We start from the raw sequence: 15,620 nt of genomic DNA on the forward strand, positions 1-15,620 counted from the left end.
CGCGTTGTTCAGGGCGGTGGACCGGGTGGCCGAACAATCCGTGGCGGGGCTGAACTGGTCCTACGGAGACGGATCGTGGCAGGGAGAGGGGTCGTCGGATGGGTAACAAAGGGAGCGTCGCGGTCGTGGTCGCCGGGCTGGTGCTGGCCGTCGGGGGGTGCGACGCGGACGGCTCGACCGGCCCCGCCGCGAAGAAATCGGCCTCCCCGTCACCGTCCCCGCCGTCCGGGGAATTGGTGAACTGGGCCGGCGATGTCTGCGAGTCGACGGTCGCACTCAAGGAACTGCGGGCGGAGAGCGCCGCGGAGCTGAAGGAGATCCGGGGCGCGGGCGAGGGGGATCTCGTCGCCCGGGCCACCGCCCTCGGCTACCTCGCCGGCACACCGTCGGCGGTGGACAGTGTGCAGAGCGACCTCGAGGACATCGGCCGCTCGGGCGTTCCCGCGGCCGACCGGATGCTCGACGCCTTGCGGAAAAAGGTGAACGGTGTCGCGACGAAACTCGAAGCGGTGTCACCGGCAGTGGGCCTCGAAAACGCCGGGGACAGTGCCGCGGACGTCGACAAGCAAGTACAGACCCTCACCCCGCCGAAGCCGGACCTGCCCGAGCTCACCGAGAAGGACCCGCGGCTCGCGGCCGCGTACCGGAAGGCCGCCCCGTGCGCCCCGGGCTGGAAGCCCGGCGAGGGGACCGGCGACGCGCCCGCGCCCGACCCCTCCGGTCCGTTGCCCAAGGCGGCGGACGGCAAGAACTTCGCCGCCTGCTCGGACGGCGGGTGCGAGGTCCTGGTGACCTCCACGGCGGACATCACGGCGAACGGGACGAGGGTCCATGTCTCCGTGGCGGACGAGCACGTCACCTTCCAGACGGACGGCACGGTGATGCAACTCGGCGGCACGGGCGGCGAGGCGGGGTTCGGCGACGCGCTGAAGGCGACCGTCGTCGCGCACAACGAGGACGGAGCCGTGCTGAAGTTCAGCACCCCCTGAGCCCCTAACCTCCTTCGCACACCTCCCGGTACCCGAGTCGCGGCAGGCGTTCCTTCCAGTCGGCTCGGGTGAGGACGCCGGCCGTGCGGGCGCAGGCGTAGTCGGCCGCGCGGGCCGGGTCCAGGGTCCACAGCCGGGCCGTCAGGTCGTAGCCCGCGGAGGCGAGGGCGTCGCCCCGGGGGCTGAAGGCGACGGTGGTGACGGTGTCGAGATGGCCGGTGAGTTCCTGGCCGAGGGGCTCGGCACGGGCCGGGTCGGCGACGTCCCAGAGGCGGACCGCGTGGTCGCCGCCGCCGGTCGCCAGGGTCCTCCCGTCCGGGGCGAACGCCAGGGCCCGGACCTCCCCGCGATGTCCGGTCAGTGGCTCTCCCGACGGGCGTACCCGGCCGCCCTTCCCGACGTCCCACAGCCGCACCGTGCGGTCGTCGCTGCCCGTCGCCAGGGTCTTCCCGTCCGGGGCGAACGCCACCGCGTTGACCGCCTCGTCGTGTCCGCGCAGGGCGGCGCCCGCGGGGCGGGCCGGTGTCCCGTCGCCCACGTGCCACAGCCGGGTCGTCGAGTCCTCGGAGGCGGTGGCCAGGAGACGGCCGCCGCGTGCGAAGGCCACGGAGGTGACGGTGTCCCGGTGGCCGCGCAGCGGTGCGCCGACCGGCCGCACGCGGTCCGGTCGCCGGACGTCCCACAGCCGCACCGTGTCGTCCTCGCCGCCGGTGGCCACCGTGCGGCCGTCCGGCGCGAAGGCCACGGCGGAGGTGCCGCCGTCGTGCGCCGGCAGGGGCGCTCCGAGGGGCGTGGGCCGGTCGGGCGTGGAGACGTCCCACAGGCGTACGGTGCCGTCCGCGCAGCCACTGACCACCGTACGGCCGTCCGGGGCGAACGCCAGGGCGAGCACCTGGTCCTCGTGGGCGAGCGGCCGGGGCAGCCGGCGCGGGCGGTCCGGGCGGCGTACGTCCCACAGGCGGATCAGCCCGTCGTCGGTGCTCGCGGCGGCGAGGAGGCGGCGGTCGGGGCTGAAGGCGAGGGCGGTCACCGGGTTGGTGAAGTCGGTGAGGACGCTCGGCGGCCGGTGCCAGAGCAGGACGCTCCCGTCGGCACCGGTGCTGGCGAGGGTGCGGCCGTCGCGGCTGAAGGCCACCTCCCAGACGGCCTCGGTGTGGCCGGTCAGCGGCTCCCCGAGCTGCTGCGGGTAGGCGGGGTTGGCCACGTTCCACAGGACGGGCGCGTCGTCCTCGCCCGCGCTCACCAGGGTCTCGCCGTCGGGGCTGAACGCGACCGACAGGACGGGCGCGGTGTGCGCGGTGAGCGGTTCGCCCAGCGGTTCGAGGCGGCCCGGGCGGGACGCGTCCCACAGGCGTACGGTCTCGTCGTAGCCGGCGGTGGCCAGCGTCCGGCCGTCGGGGGAGAAGGCCAGCGTCCAGACGGGGGCGGTGTGGGCGCGCAGGGGCTTGCCCAGCGGGTCGATGCCGTCGTCCTCGCCGTAGCGCCACATCCGTACGGTGCCGTCGTAGCCGGCGGTGGCCAGGGTGCGGCCCTCCGGGGCGAACGCGACCGCGCGGACGCTGCCGTCGTCCGACGCGTCGGCCTCGGCGGGCTTGCCGAGGGGTCTGGGGCGGGCCGGGTCGGCCAGGTTCCACAGCCGTACGGTTCCGTCGTCGCCGGCGGTGGCCAGTGTCCGGCCGTCGGGGGCGAACGCGGTGGAGACGACGTTCTCCTCGTCGTGGCTCACCAGCGGGCGGCCGAGGGCGCGGGGCCGCTTCCGCTCACGTACGTCCCACAGCCGGACGGCACCTCCCTCTCCGGTGGCCGCCAGCAGGTTCCCGCCGGCCGGTGCGAAGGCGACCGCGCTGACCCGGGCCGTGCCGAGACGCAGGGGTTCGCCCAGCGCCCCGGTGGTGGTGTCCCACAGCCGGACCGTGCCGTCGTGGCCGCCGCTCGCGAGGGTGCGGCCGTCGGGCGCGTACGCCACGGAGCTGCCGACCCCGTCGTGCCCGGGCAGCCGGGTGGGCAGTACCCGGCCCGCGTCCGAGGCCAGCCGGGTCCTGAGGTCCGGGGTGGAGCGCATGCGGTACGCGGCGACATCGAGCCGGGCCGCCGGCCCGGCGTGGGTCTCGCGGACCCGGTCGGCCTCGGCGGTGAGCCGGCCGAAGACGGCTTCGTCCCGTTCGGCCTGAGCGCTGGCACGGGCCTGGAGGGCGACGACGGCGGTGCCGGTGGCGAGCAGGGCGAGCGCGGCGAGTACGGCCACGACGGTGCGGCGCAGCAGCGCGGCACGGTGCCTCCGCCCGAGCGAGGTCGTGAGGAACCGCCGCTCCAGAGACGTCAGTTCGTCGCTGTCCCGGGCCGCGTCGCCGTCCACGGGGAAGGCGTCGCGGGCGGCGCTCAGCCGGGAGCCGGCGTAGAGCGCGGCGTTCTCCTGCCCGAGTCGCTGCCAGGTGCGGGTGGCCTCGGAGAGTGCGCGGTGGACGCGCAGCCGGTCGCGCTCGGCGTCGATCCAGGCGCGCAGGCGGGGCCAGGCGATGATCAGGGCCTCGTGGGCGAGGTCGACGGTGCCGTCGTCGAAGGTGACGAGACGGGCCCGGGCCAGGCGCTCCAGAACCACCCCGGTGTCGGCCGGACTGCCGAAGTCGAGCTCCGCGCGGTCGGTGGGACGACGCGTATCGGGTGTCCCGTCACCGGGGGCGACCAGCCGGAGCAGGACACGGCGAGCCAGCTCGGCCTGCGTCGCGGTGAGTTCGCCGTACACCTCCTCGGCCGTCCGTACGACGGCGCCGTGCAGTCCCCCGGCCGCCTCGTACGCCGTCTCGGTCAGGGCACGGCCGCTGCGGTGGCGCCAGGTCTCCAGCAGGGCGTGCGACATCAGCGGCAGCCCGCCCGGGGCGTCCTCGACCTCGTCCAGGAGGCGGTCCGTCAGGGCCCGTTCGACGATCAGGCCGGCCGCGGCGGCCGGGCGGACGATGGCGTCCCGCAGTTCCGCCCGGCTCATCGGCCCGGCGAGCAGCGTGGCGTCCTGCAACGCGGCGGTGAGCCCGGGGTGTTCGGCGCAGCGGCCGAGGAAGTCGGCCCGGACCGCGATGACGACGCGCAGCCGGCTGTCGGCGTCGGTGGCGGCGACGAGGCGGTCGATGAAGGCGTCCCGGCCGGCCGGGTCGGCGCCGAGGGTGTACAGCTCCTCGAACTGGTCGACGATCAGCCAGGTGTCGGCGTCCGTGCCGGGGACGGGTTCCAGCCGTTCGGCGTGTGTGTGCGCCGGATCCGGGCCGGGGGTGAGGATCCGTACGGCCGCGGGCGGCACGCCGTCCTCGGAGGCCGTCCGCAGCCGGGGGATGAGACCGGCGCGCAGCAGGGAGGACTTGCCGCTGCCGGAGGGACCGAAGACTGCGGTGAAGCGGTGCTTGCGGTTCAGCTCGATGAGCCGCTCCACGAGCTGGTCGCGGCCGAAGAACAGCTCGGCGTCGCCCGGTTCGAACCGGGTCAGGCCCCGGTAGGGCGGCCGGGCGGTCTCGGCGGCGGCGGCCTCGGCCGCCAGCTCGTCCGACGCCTCGCGCCAGCGCCGCTCCCACTCGGCGAGGTCGCCGCCGCAGGCCTTCACATAGGCGAGCGTCACCGCCCGGGTGGGCAACTGCCTGCCCGCCGCCGCCTGCGACAGGGTGGTCACTCCGTACCGCGCCCGCCGGGCCATCTCCCGGTACGTGGGCCTGCCCGCGGACTCGCGCAGCGCGCGCAGCCCGGCGGCGAACCGCGGCACCGGTCCGGCCGCCGGATCCAGCTCGCCCTCGGCGCGACCCGGTCCTGCTTGTCCCGGCACGTGCCCGCCCCCTCCCCCTCGTACGCCCTCCCCCGACCTTCGGCCGGATCGGCGGCCGGGGCACCGGCGTTCACCCTTTCCTCACCCTTCCTCCCGGCCACTCGGCGCGGCATGCGCCCCCGGGTTGTTCGGTGCGGGCACAGGGCCTGCTGAACAACCCCGTACGGCGGTCGACTCCTGGTGGGCCACGGCGCGGTCCGAGCCCTGCGAGGGGAGGGCTCGGATCCGCCGCGCAGCGAGCAGAAGGAGAGCCATGTACGGACGGCGAAGGCGCGAAGTCATCGCAGTGGGGGACGCTTCGAGGGTTTCGAGAGCACGGATGCCCGGGTCCGTGATCCTGGCCCTGGTGATGGTCGCCGGGCACGCGGTGGGCCACGTCCTCGGCGGCTGGGCGCTCGTCGAGGAGAACCGGAGCAAGCAGGACCACGGACAGGACCTGCTCCTGCCGTGGGCCCTGGCCTGGTTCGTGGCGCTGTTCCTCTGGGCGGTGGCGGCGCTCCAGGTCTCGTGCGTCGTACTGGCGCGCAAGCGGCGCCCCTGGGTCCGGGTGGTGCTCATCGTGTGCCTGTCGTTCGTGGCCCTGTCGATGGTCATCGCCTTCCTCGGTTCGCTGGTCGGCGGGGCGCCGAGTCTCCCCGCGTTCGGGATCGCGTGCCTGGACGTGGCGGCCCTGTGGATGGTGAGCGGCGAGAAGGGCCGCGACTGGTTCTCCGCACGCGGCCCGGCCTCGGAGGCGACCACCTCATGACCGGCCCGACGTGACGGGGCCATCGGCCGCTGACCCCACGGCCGGAACCCGGGGCCGTCAGGCCCGCCGCATCCGCCGCAGGGCTGCCCGGGCCGGGAGGACGGTGGCCGCCGTGGCGACCAGCAGGCAGCCGGTGATCACGCCCGCGACCCAGGGCCAGGCGACCGCCAACTCGACCGGCAGGCCCAGTTCCTCGCGCAGGCCGTGGGCCGTGCCGAACAGGGCGGGGACGGCCACCACCAGTCCCAGGGCGCCGCCCAGGGTGACGACGCAGCACGTCTCGGCCGCGAGCGTCAGCAGCACCTGGCGCGGTGTCGCACCGGACAGGCGCAGGACGCGGAAGTCCCGTGTCCGGCCGGCGGTGGCCGCCAGCAGGGTGGAGGCCACGGAGATCATGGTGTAGCCCGCCGTGATGGTGACGAGGATCAGGGTGAAGTGCCACACCAGCCGGTCCTCCTCGGCGTCGTCCGAGGCCGCGTACGCCGCCACCGACACCTCCTCGGCGCCGAGTCCGGCGGGGAGCCCGGCCGGGGTGGGACCGGTGCGGTAGGCGACGTCGGCCAGCGCCGACGGGTCGTGGGCACGTACCGGTTCGCGCGGCAGGAAGACCTGGTACGGCATCGCGTCGTCCACCACGGCGGTCACACGCAGACGCCCGACACGGCCGTCCTCGAAGGTGAGTACGGCGGTACGGCCCTCCCGCCAGCCGTGCGCGGCGGCCACGGCGGCGGTGACGACGACGGTGTTCCCGCGCGGCGCCCGCACCCTGTACGCCCGCTCGAAACCGGGCGACACCCCGGCCGCCGACAGGGGCGCCCTGCCCTCGCCGCCGTAGACCGTCGTCGACAGCAGCGCCGTGCCCTCGACCCGGGCGACCGCGGCGTCCGAAAGACCCGGTGTCCCCCGGGGCACGACCGCCGCCTCGGCCCGTACGGCCGCGGCCTGCCGCGTGGTGTCGGCGCTCTGGGTGGTCTGCACCGCGCTGGTGATCAGAACGGCGAAGGCGACGGTCGCCAGCACCGGGGCGATCGCGGCGGACGTGCGGCGCACGGCGGTGGTCATGTTCTCGCGTACGAGCACGGCGGTAGCACCGCGACGCCGGGCGAGCGGCCGGGTCAGCGCCCCGGTCAAGGGCCCGGCCAGCACCGGCAGGAGGAGGGTCGGTCCGGCCGTCAGGCCCATGGCGGCACCCAGGACCAGCAGCACCATGCCGTCGGCCCCCGCGAAGGCCGTACCCACCGAGCAGACCGCGCCCAGGCCCGTCGCAGCCAGCCCTGTGATCCAACGGCGGCGTGTCATCGGCCGGTTGTCCACCGCTGCCACCCGCATCGCCTCCAGCGGCCTCACCCGGGACGCCCGTCGCGAGGCGGCCCCCGCCCCGGCGAGTGCCACGGCCACGCCCAGGGCCCAGGCGGCGGCCGGTACCCACCAGCGGATGCCCACCTCGAACCCCACGGGCTGGAAGCCCGCGTCGATCAGCAGCCCGGTCATCGCGGGCGCGAGCGCCACTCCCGCGATCGACCCCGCCCCGGCGCCGGCGACGCCCACCACCAGGGCCTCCCCGTACACCAGCCGCCGCACCTGCCGCGGTGTGGCGCCGATCGTGCGCAGCAGGCCGAACTCGCGGCGCCGCTGGGCGACGGCGAACGCGAACGTCGAGGACACGTTGAAGACGGTGACGAAGGCGGAGAGCAGCGCCATGGCGGTGAGCACCTGGCCGCCGATCCAGCGCGTCATCTCGTCCTGCCGCGGCGCGAGCGCGTCTCGGGCGGCACCGGCCAGGACCGTGCCGTCACCTCCGACGGTCCGCCGCGCGGTGTCCGCGACCCGCGTGGCGTCGGTGCCGGGTTCGAGGACCAGGCCGATGGCCCGTACTCCGCCCGCCAGTTCGGCGGCCCTCCGGTCGGTGACGTAGTAGCCGGGGCCGTCCATCGTCCCGGACACCGAGAAGCGCTGGGGCCCGCGCGCCGTCAGCACCATCACGGGCTCGCCCGGCCGGTGCCCGAGGGACGCGTCCACGACGATCTCGCCTTTCGTCGTCGGCGGCCGGCCCGCGCTCAGGCCGTACGCGGCGAGAGCCGAGCTCGACCAGGGGTGCCCCTGCCGTTCCCCCTTGCGCTGCTCGCTGCCCGGCACCTGCGCGTAGAAGGACCGGTCGGACACCGCGGCAGCCACTCCCGGCAGTTCGGCGAGCTCGCGCCGCAGCTCCTCGGCGCGCTCCGGTGCCCACGGCGGGTTCTCCGCGAACACCCCGCCCGTCCGCTCCCCCGCCGGGCTCTGCACCAGCACCGGCGCCCCCGCGAGCCGCCTCGGCACACCCGTACCGTCCGACAGCAGGACCAGCGCGCTCATGGTGACGACCGCGACGCCCAGCGCCACGGCCACGAAGGACCCCAGGAAGGACGTCCACCGTTCCCTCGCCGTCGCCAGGCTGATCACGACCGCACCTCCAGGGCGGCCGTCCGCGCCGCGATGGCCTCGGCGCCCTCGGCGCCCGGCAGTTCGTCCACGAGCCGGCCGTCGGCCAGCAGCAGCACCCGGTCCGCGTACGCCGCCGCGGCCGGATCGTGCGTCACCATCACGACCGTCTGTCCGCGGTCGTCCACCAGGTCCCGCAGCAGCCGCAGCACGACCCGCGAGGCACCGCTGTCCAGCGCGCCGGTCGGCTCGTCCGCGAAGAGGACGGCGGGCCGGGCGATCATCGCCCGCGCGATCGCGACCCGCTGCTGCTGGCCACCGGACAGTTCGCTCGGCCGGTGTCCCCCACGGTCCGCGAGTCCGACGGCGGCGAGGGCCGCCCGCACCTCGTCCGCCGCCGGGCGTGACCCGGCCAGCCGCAGGGGCAGTTCGACGTTCTGCGCCGCGGTCAGTGCCGACACCAGGTTGAACGCCTGGAAGACGAACCCGACCCGTTCCCGGCGCAGCACCGTCAGCGCGTTCTCGTCCAGCCCGCCCAGTTCCGTACCGTCGATCAGCACCTCTCCCGCGCTCGGCCGGTCGATGCCCGCCGCGCAGTGCAGCAAGGTGGACTTGCCGGAACCGGAGGGCCCCATGACGGCCGTCATCGTCCCGGCCGCGAAGTCGAGGGTCACGTCGTCGAGCGCGGTGACGGCCCGCTCCCCGGTGCCGTAGCGCTTGGTCAGCGACCGGAGTCGGACGGGCAGCACGGTCGAAGTGCCGTGCGGCGAGGTCGTGTTGGTTGTGGTCATGCCTTCAAGGCAACGACGGTTGCACCGCCCGGCACATTGCCGCCCGGGCGAGAGCCGATACTCCACCTGGCACTACTGCCCCGGCCGCCCGCCGCCGCTACGGTCGACCGCGTGACCACCCCCCGAACCGTCCTGGAGGCCCTCACCCGCAGCCCGTTGGGGTTCCTGCGCACCGCCTGGCCGTGGCGCGCGCTGGGGTACCTGCTGTCCGGCGGGGTGTTCGCGACCGGCGTCTACCTCGGTGTCGGCGGGCTGTTCAGCGCGCCCATCGGCACGGTCACCAGGGTGCTCTGCGCGGTGGCCGCCGTGGTCTTCGCCGCCGCCCTCGCGGGCCCCCTGGAGCGGCGCCGCCTCTCCCTCGTCGACAGCGGCGAGCTGCCGGAGTCCCCTGGCGGTCCACGGGCCGTCGGCTACGGCGTCGTGTCGGTCCTGGCGGTCGGCTGGATGGACCTCGGTGTCGTCCTGGTCTCGCTCGGCATCCCGGGCTTCCTCCTCCTCGCGCCCTTCCAGCCCACCGCCACGCCCTGGCAGAGCGTGGCCGGCCCCGTCGCGGGCGCGCTGCTAGTGCCCGTGGCCGCGTACCCGGTCGCCGCGTGGGCCGGGGTCCGCGCCGCCGTGGCCCGTGCCGTGCTCTTTCCGAGGGACCGCGAACTGCGTGAGGTCGAACGGTCCCGGGCCCGCCTCGTCGACGCCTTCGAGACCGAACGCCGCCGCATCGAACGCGACCTGCACGACGGTGCCCAGCAGCGCCTCGTCGCGCTCACCATGAAACTGGGCCTCGCGTCCCTCGATCTGCCGCCCGGCAGCGCGGCGGCGCAACAGGTCGGCGAGGCCCACGCCCTCGCCAAGGAGGCGCTCACCGAGCTGCGTGAACTGATCCGGGGCATCCACCCGCAGATCCTGACGGAACGCGGACTGCCCGCCGCCGCACGGGACATCGCCGGACGCTGCCCGGTCCCCGCCGACCTCGACCTCGACCTCCCCGGCCGCCTGCCGGCCACCGTCGAGCAGACGGCGTACTACGTGACCGCCGAGGCCCTCACCAACATCGCCCGGCACAGCGGCGCCGACCGCTGCCGCGTCACCGCCCGCTGCCACGGCGGTGTGCTCCGCCTCGACATCGAGGACAACGGCTCCGGTGCCGCCGACCCCGCTCGCGGTACGGGCCTGATCGGCCTGGCCGACCGCATCGCCGCGGCCGACGGCAGAATGCTCCTGTCCAGCCCGCCCGGCGGGCCCACACTCCTCAGGGCGGAGATCCCGTGCGGCAGTCCCTCCGCATAGTCATCGCGGAGGACGCCGTCCTCCTGCGCGAAGGTCTCGTCCATCTGCTCGAGCGCTTCGGCCACCGGGTCCTCGCCGCCGTCGGCGACGGCCCCGCGCTGCTCGCCGCCGCCCGGGAACACCGGCCGGACCTGGTGATCACCGACGTCCGGATGCCACCCGGCCGGACGGACGAAGGGCTGCGCACGGCCCGCCTGCTCCAGACCGAGCAGCCCGGCCTGGCGGTCCTCGTCCTCAGCCAGTACGTGGAGCAGACCTTCGCCGACGAGCTCCTGGACGACCGCCGCGCCGGCGTCGGAACGGGCTACCTCCTCAAGGAACGCATCGGCGACGTCGAGGAGTTCGCCGACGCCGTCACCCGCGTGGCCGCCGGGGCCACGGTCGTCGACCCCGAAGTCGTACGCCAGCTCATCGCCCGCCGCCGCGACCCGCTGGACCGGCTCACGCCCCGTGAACGCGAGGTCCTCGCCCTCATGGCCGAGGGCCGCTCCAACGCGGCGATCGCCCGCCGCCTCGTCGTCACGGACGCCGCCGTCGCGAAGCACATCGCGAGCATCCTCCAGAAGCTCGACCTGCCCCCGTCGGCCCCCGACGACCACCGCCGCGTCCTGGCGGTACTGGCCTATCTCCGCGCCTGATCCGGAACCGGCCCGCCGCTCAAGGGCCTCGGCCCGGCCCGCCGCAGCCTCACCGCCCGCACTCCCAGAAAGCCCAGGAACCCGAACGGCGACAGCAGCACCGTGAGAACCAGCAGCGGCCCCATCAGCAGGGCGGAGATCTCCAGCCGCCGGCTCTCCCGGTACATCCACTGACCGATCAGCAGATCCCAGGCGATGACCTGCGCCCAGAGGGCTCCGGCGCCGTCGGGGAGGGCCGTCAGGTCGCGGAAGGTGTCGAGGTCCGGGCTGCTGACCGCGCTCCACAGTTCGGGGAAGGCCGGGACCGCGAGGGCGAGATAGACGAGCAGGACCGGCACCACGGTCAGCGGTGACCCGGCGATGCGGGCGGTCGGCCCCCACCCCGGCGCGAAGATCATGAGCAGCCAGACGGGTGCGGCCAGCAGGAAGGACAGCTCGAAGAGGAATCCGGTCATGGCACGAGGTCCTTCGGGGCGGGAGCGGCTTCGGGGCCGGTGGCCCCGGGCGGCGGGGACGTCCGCAGGGATCCGTACGTCCCGAGGGCGACGGCCAGCAGGATCAGGCCGGCCGCCCAGAGCGTCGCTCCGTCCGGGCCGGTCAGCGGCCGGCCGCGCAGCGCCTGCCACAGGAGCAGGGCGAAGACGGCGGCGTACGCGCCCGAGGCGAGCAGTACGAGGCGCAGCCGCACCCGGTCGTCGGCCAGCCGGGCGAACCGCGGGGCCAGGAGGCCGAGCAGCATGACCAGCAGCGGCAGGAGCTGGAGCGCGTGCATGCCGACGAAGTGCGGGATCCGCAGATCGCCGCCGGTGGTGGACCAGCCGGTCAGCGGCATCGAGGGGCCCCCGTCCGGCACGCCCACGCTGTGCGCGCCGACCACCTTGGAGACGCCACGCCGCTGCCCGGGCGCCGGCTGGGTCATCAGGAAGCCGACGGCGGCCCCGGCCAGCGCCAGGAGGATTCCTGAGCGCACGGCCCAGGCGGACGCCCGGTCGGCGATGCGGGCCCGGAGCAGCAGCACGGCCACGACGAGCGTGCCGGCCCACAGGATGACGACCGTGACGGCCATCGCGTTGAACAGCGCCTCGTCGAACGGTGTCGCGTTGTTGAAGTGGCTGCGCTTCCCGCGGACGACCTGCCCGGTGATGATCACCATCTCGACGAGGCTGGCCACTGCGACGACGGTCCCCGCCCACCAGCCGGTGCGCCGGCGGCCGGGGAGGAGCGACAGCATCCAGGCGAGGGAGAGGCAGTACGCCACGAACGAGACCGCGAACTTGAACGGCTTGGCCCAGATCGGCGCCCCCACGAGGACGCGGTCGTCGACCAGGAGCCCCACCGCGGACACGACCGCCATCACCACCATCGCGGCCGAGAACAGCACCAGCGGCCGATGCCAGGACGACGTACGTGACGTGCGTAAGGACACCACCATGCCCACCCCTCCCCGTGAATGGATAGCAACACTATCCACTATCCGATAGCTGAACTATCTATCATGGGAGCCGGGTCGGCAAGGGCCGGCGGGGCGGGCAGGCCGAAAACGAGGAGTGAACCGGCATTGCGTATCGGAGAGTTGAGCCGGAAGACCGGGGTGCCGGTGCCGACGATCAAGTACTACGTCCGCGAAGGCCTGCTGCCCCCGGGCGAGCTGACCAGCCGGAACCAGGCCAGCTACGGCGAGCCGCACGAGCGCCGGCTCCTGCTGATCCGCGCCCTGGCCGATGTGGGCGGCATGAAGGTGGCCGGGATCGCGGAGGTCCTGGCGGCCGTCGACGACCGGGAGCGCCCGCTGCACAAGGTGCTCGGCTCGGCCGCGCAACGCATGGCCAGGTCGGACGGCGAGAACGACGACGCCGAGTCGGCGGCGGCCCGAGCCGCTGTCACCGACCTCATCTCCCGGCGGGGCTGGCGCACCGACGCGTCGAACCCCGCGGCCGCCGACCTCTGCGAGGCCCTCGCCGCCATGGCCCGGCTGGGCCACGGCGCCTTCGCCGATCTGCTCGACACCTATGCCGACGCCGCCGAACAGGTCGCCCGCGCCGACCTCGAGTACGTGGACCGGCACCTGGCGATCGAGGAGAAGGTGGAGGGCGTGGTGATCGGCACCGTCCTGGGCGAGGCGGTCCTCAGCTCGCTCCGCCGCCTGGCCCACGTCGACGCCTCGGCCAGGCTGTATGACGCGGGCGAGTGAATGCGGCCGCCGCGCCGGTAGCGGCCACGCTGCCCCCCGGGAAGGCATGCCCCATGCCGAAGTTCCTCATCCAGGCCACGTACACGCCCGAAGGCACCAAGGGGCTGCTCGAGGAAGGTGCCAGTGGGCGGCGGGACGTCGTCGATCAGGTCGTCTCCGGTCTCGGGGGGCGGGTCGAGGCCATGTACTACGCCTTCGGGGCGGACGACCTCGTGATGATCATCGACTTTCCCGACACCGTCTCCATGGCCGCCGTCAGCCTCACCGTCAAGGCCAGCGGTGCCGTGCAGTCCCGGGCGACCCCGCTGCTCACCGTCGACGAGATCGACGAGGCCACCCGCCGGCAGGTCGCCTTTCGCGCTCCTGGCGCCTGAGGTTCGCGCACCTGGGGCGTGAAGCACGCCTCGGGGCGCATTACCTTGTGGAGCCATGGGGGGATTGCGCGGGGACCCGCGAGAGTGGTGGTTGCGGGGCCGGGCGCTGACGGCTGCCAATCCGCTCGTCGTCGACATCGGCATCACGCTGCTCGTGCAGGGCGCGATGACCATGCCGTTCGTCGTGCCGCGTGCGGCCGGGGCGCCGCCCGCGACCTGGGGCGCGTACGGGCTGAGCACGCTCACCGTGCTGCCCCTGGTCTGGCGGCGGCGCGCTCCCGTCGCCGTGCTGTTCGCGATGCTGGCCGCCACCGCGCTGTACGGACTGGCCGTGGACGGGCCCGGGCAGCCGCTGCCGTACACCGGGCTCGTGATCACGTACACGATCGCCGCGCTGTCGACCGCGCGGAAGCGGCTCGTCACCGCCGGTGTGCTGCTGGTCGCCGTGCCGGTGGGGGTGTGGCTCAACACGCGGTCCGCGCGTGAACTGACCTTCTCCGTCATCGTGTTCACGGCCGCCTACGTCTTCGGACGGCTCACCGATGCCCGTCAGCGGGCGAACCGCGTCGAGGCCGAGCAGGCCGCGGCCCGCGAACGGGCCCGGATCGCACGGGAGATGCACGACATCCTCTCCCACGCCGTGAGCCTGATGATCGTGCAGGCGGAGGCCGGGCCGGTGGCGGTGCGTGCCGCGCCCGAGCGGGCGGAGGCCGCCTTCGACGCCATCTCGGCGACCGGGCGGGACGCCATGACGCAGTTGCGCCGGATGCTGGGCGTGCTGCGGGAGGGGGCCGACGACAGCGCCGCCCCGCGTGAACCGCAGCCGGGGCTCGCGGAGCTGCCCGCACTCCTCGACCGGGTGCGGGCCGGGGGCCTCGACGTCACGTACGGGACGGCGGGAGACGTCCGGCGCGTGCCGGAGGCGGTGGCCGCCACCGTCTTCCGGATCGTCCAGGAGTCCCTCACCAATACCGTCCGGCATGCCGGAGCACATACCGTCGCGGTACAACTCACCTATGGACAAGGCGACTTGGATGTCAGGGTGACCGACGACGGGCACGGGCCGCGACCCGGCCGCCGCGGGCACGGGCACGGGCATGGGCTCATCGGTATCCGCGAGCGGGCCGCGGTGCACGGTGGAACCGCCGTGGTGGGGGCGGGCCCGGACGGCCGGGGGTTCGAGGTGCGCGTACGGATCCCCGTACCGGCCGCCGCGGAGGTGGCGCGGTGACGATCCGTGTCGTGGTGGCCGATGACCAGGAGCTGGTGCGCAGCGGCTTCGCGATGATCCTGGACGCGCAGCCGGACATCGAGGTCGTCGCGGAGGCGGGTGACGGGGCCGAGGCGGTCGAGGCGGTGCGGCGGCACGCGCCCGATGTGGTGCTGCTCGACATCAGGATGCCGCGCATGGACGGCATCGAGGCCTGCCGCGCGATCAGCGCCCTGGGCGATTGCCGGACCGTGATGCTCACGACCTTCGACTCCGACGAGTACGTGTACGAGGCGCTGCACGCGGGCGCGAGCGGCTTCCTGCTCAAGGACGTGCGCCGGGACGATCTCGTGCACGCCGTACGGGTCGTCGCCCGGGGCGACTCGCTGCTCGCGCCGTCCGTGGCCCGGCGTCTGGTCGAGCAGTACACCCGGCCCGCCGCCGCCCGGCCGCGTCGCCCCGATCCCCGCCTCGATGTGCTGACCGGGCGGGAGCGGGAGACGCTGCTGCTGCTCGCGCGGGGCCTGTCCAACGCCGAGATCGCCGCCGAGCTGGTGGTCAGCGACCACACGGTGAAGACGCATGTCGGCAACGTGCTGGCGAAGCTGGGGCTGCGGGACCGGATCCAGGCGGTGATCTGCGCGTACGAGACGGGGCTGATCGCGGCCGGTGATCCCCCGCCCGGGGGATCAGGCCCGGCCGGATCCTCCCCCGCGTCGGCGAGGAACTGACTCCCCTGAACCGCCCGCGAGGGCGATCCGCCGGGCGCCGCGGGTCCGGAGGATGGAGCCGTCCTGAACAACGGTTCCGATCAACGGAGTTGACCCATGACCCGTACCCGTCTGCTGACCGCCGTGCTCGTCGTCGGTGTCGTGGCGGGGCCGTCGGCCGTCCCGGCCGCCGCGTCCGGAACGGCCGCCCCGACCGCCGTGGTGTCCGCGCAGTCCTCGAACCCCGCCCTGGAAGCCGCCATCGCCGGCCTGCCCACGGCCGACGCGACCGCGGCGCTCGTGCGCGTCTCGGGCCCCGAGGGTGTCTGGCGCGGCAGTTCGGGCGTGCACGATCTGCGGACGAACCGGCCGGCCGATCCGGCGGCCCGGTTCCGGGCCGGGTCCGTGACCAAGGTCTTCACGGCGGCGGTCGTCCAGCAACTGGCCACCGAGGGCGAGCTG

At 74.5% G+C, this 15,620-nt stretch carries 14 protein-coding genes; 9 read left to right on the forward strand and 5 right to left on the reverse strand.

Annotated features, from left to right (window positions below; all coding sequences use genetic code 11):
- Positions 1-98: 98 nt before the first annotated feature.
- Positions 99-989, forward strand: a complete 891-nt coding sequence (locus tag ACFTZL_RS11215; protein WP_382580398.1) for a hypothetical protein — start codon at positions 99-101, stop codon at positions 987-989.
- A gap of 4 nt (positions 990-993) precedes the next feature.
- Here ACFTZL_RS11215 and ACFTZL_RS11220 read toward each other — a convergent pair whose 3' ends face one another.
- A complete protein-coding gene (locus ACFTZL_RS11220) occupies positions 994-4,794 on the reverse strand; it encodes a WD40 repeat domain-containing protein (protein ID WP_382580400.1) in 3,801 nt (1,266 codons plus the stop codon).
- 319 nt (positions 4,795-5,113) lie between these two features.
- On the opposite strand from ACFTZL_RS11220, the gene ACFTZL_RS11225 reads away from it, so the two are divergent.
- On the forward strand, positions 5,114-5,542 hold the full coding sequence (locus ACFTZL_RS11225; protein WP_382580402.1) for a hypothetical protein: 429 nt from the start codon (positions 5,114-5,116) through the stop codon (positions 5,540-5,542).
- Between the two features lie 57 nt (positions 5,543-5,599).
- Here the strand turns inward: ACFTZL_RS11225 and ACFTZL_RS11230 are convergent, their stop codons facing one another.
- Together ACFTZL_RS11230 and ACFTZL_RS11235 are read right to left on the reverse strand one after the other, a co-directional pair.
- Positions 5,600-7,981 carry an FtsX-like permease family protein gene (locus tag ACFTZL_RS11230; RefSeq protein ID WP_382580404.1) on the reverse strand — a complete coding sequence of 794 codons (2,382 nt, stop codon included), beginning with the start codon at positions 7,979-7,981 and terminating at the stop codon, positions 5,600-5,602.
- A complete protein-coding gene (locus ACFTZL_RS11235; protein ID WP_382580406.1) occupies positions 7,978-8,751 on the reverse strand; it encodes an ABC transporter ATP-binding protein in 774 nt (257 codons plus the stop codon). Before ACFTZL_RS11235 ends, ACFTZL_RS11230 begins: the two co-directional genes overlap by 4 nt.
- Before the next feature lie 111 nt (positions 8,752-8,862).
- On the opposite strand from ACFTZL_RS11235, the gene ACFTZL_RS11240 reads away from it, so the two are divergent.
- Positions 8,863-10,035 (forward strand): sensor histidine kinase, encoded by a 1,173-nt coding sequence (locus tag ACFTZL_RS11240; protein WP_382580408.1) that lies wholly within the window; start codon positions 8,863-8,865, stop codon positions 10,033-10,035.
- Positions 10,014-10,673 carry a response regulator gene (locus ACFTZL_RS11245; protein ID WP_382580409.1) on the forward strand — a complete coding sequence of 220 codons (660 nt, stop codon included), beginning with the start codon at positions 10,014-10,016 and terminating at the stop codon, positions 10,671-10,673. The genes ACFTZL_RS11240 and ACFTZL_RS11245 overlap by 22 nt, the downstream gene beginning before the upstream one ends.
- Here the strand turns inward: ACFTZL_RS11245 and ACFTZL_RS11250 are convergent.
- A complete protein-coding gene (locus ACFTZL_RS11250) occupies positions 10,658-11,128 on the reverse strand; it encodes an ABA4-like family protein (RefSeq protein WP_382580411.1) in 471 nt (156 codons plus the stop codon). The two genes, ACFTZL_RS11245 and ACFTZL_RS11250, sit on opposite strands and share 16 nt — an antisense overlap.
- Positions 11,125-12,036 carry a hypothetical protein gene (locus ACFTZL_RS11255; protein ID WP_382580423.1) on the reverse strand — a complete coding sequence of 304 codons (912 nt, stop codon included), beginning with the start codon at positions 12,034-12,036 and terminating at the stop codon, positions 11,125-11,127. Before ACFTZL_RS11255 ends, ACFTZL_RS11250 begins: the two co-directional genes overlap by 4 nt.
- Before the next feature lie 195 nt (positions 12,037-12,231).
- Here ACFTZL_RS11255 and ACFTZL_RS11260 point away from each other — a divergent pair, with 195 nt between their 5' ends.
- The 5 genes from ACFTZL_RS11260 to ACFTZL_RS11280 form a co-directional block, all read left to right on the forward strand.
- The gene (locus ACFTZL_RS11260) at positions 12,232-12,864 is read left to right on the forward strand and encodes a MerR family transcriptional regulator (RefSeq protein WP_382580413.1); all 633 of its coding nucleotides are present in this window, start codon (positions 12,232-12,234) and stop codon (positions 12,862-12,864) included.
- A 53-nt stretch (positions 12,865-12,917) separates the two neighbouring features.
- Entirely contained in the window at positions 12,918-13,238 is a 321-nt protein-coding gene (locus ACFTZL_RS11265) for a GYD domain-containing protein (protein ID WP_382580415.1), read from the forward strand.
- Positions 13,239-13,293: 55 nt separating this feature from the next.
- Positions 13,294-14,469 (forward strand): sensor histidine kinase, encoded by a 1,176-nt coding sequence (locus ACFTZL_RS11270; protein WP_382580417.1) that lies wholly within the window; start codon positions 13,294-13,296, stop codon positions 14,467-14,469.
- Positions 14,466-15,179, forward strand: coding sequence for a response regulator (locus ACFTZL_RS11275; protein WP_382580419.1), 714 nt, complete (start codon positions 14,466-14,468; stop codon positions 15,177-15,179). Before ACFTZL_RS11270 ends, ACFTZL_RS11275 begins: the two co-directional genes overlap by 4 nt.
- Positions 15,180-15,275: 96 nt before the next feature.
- The coding region (locus ACFTZL_RS11280) for a serine hydrolase (RefSeq protein WP_382580421.1) at positions 15,276-15,620 on the forward strand (345 nt) is incomplete at its 3' end.

It is taken from the genome of Streptomyces sp. NPDC056948, from assembly GCF_042674225.1.
Lineage (GTDB): Bacteria > Actinomycetota > Actinomycetes > Streptomycetales > Streptomycetaceae > Streptomyces > Streptomyces purpurascens.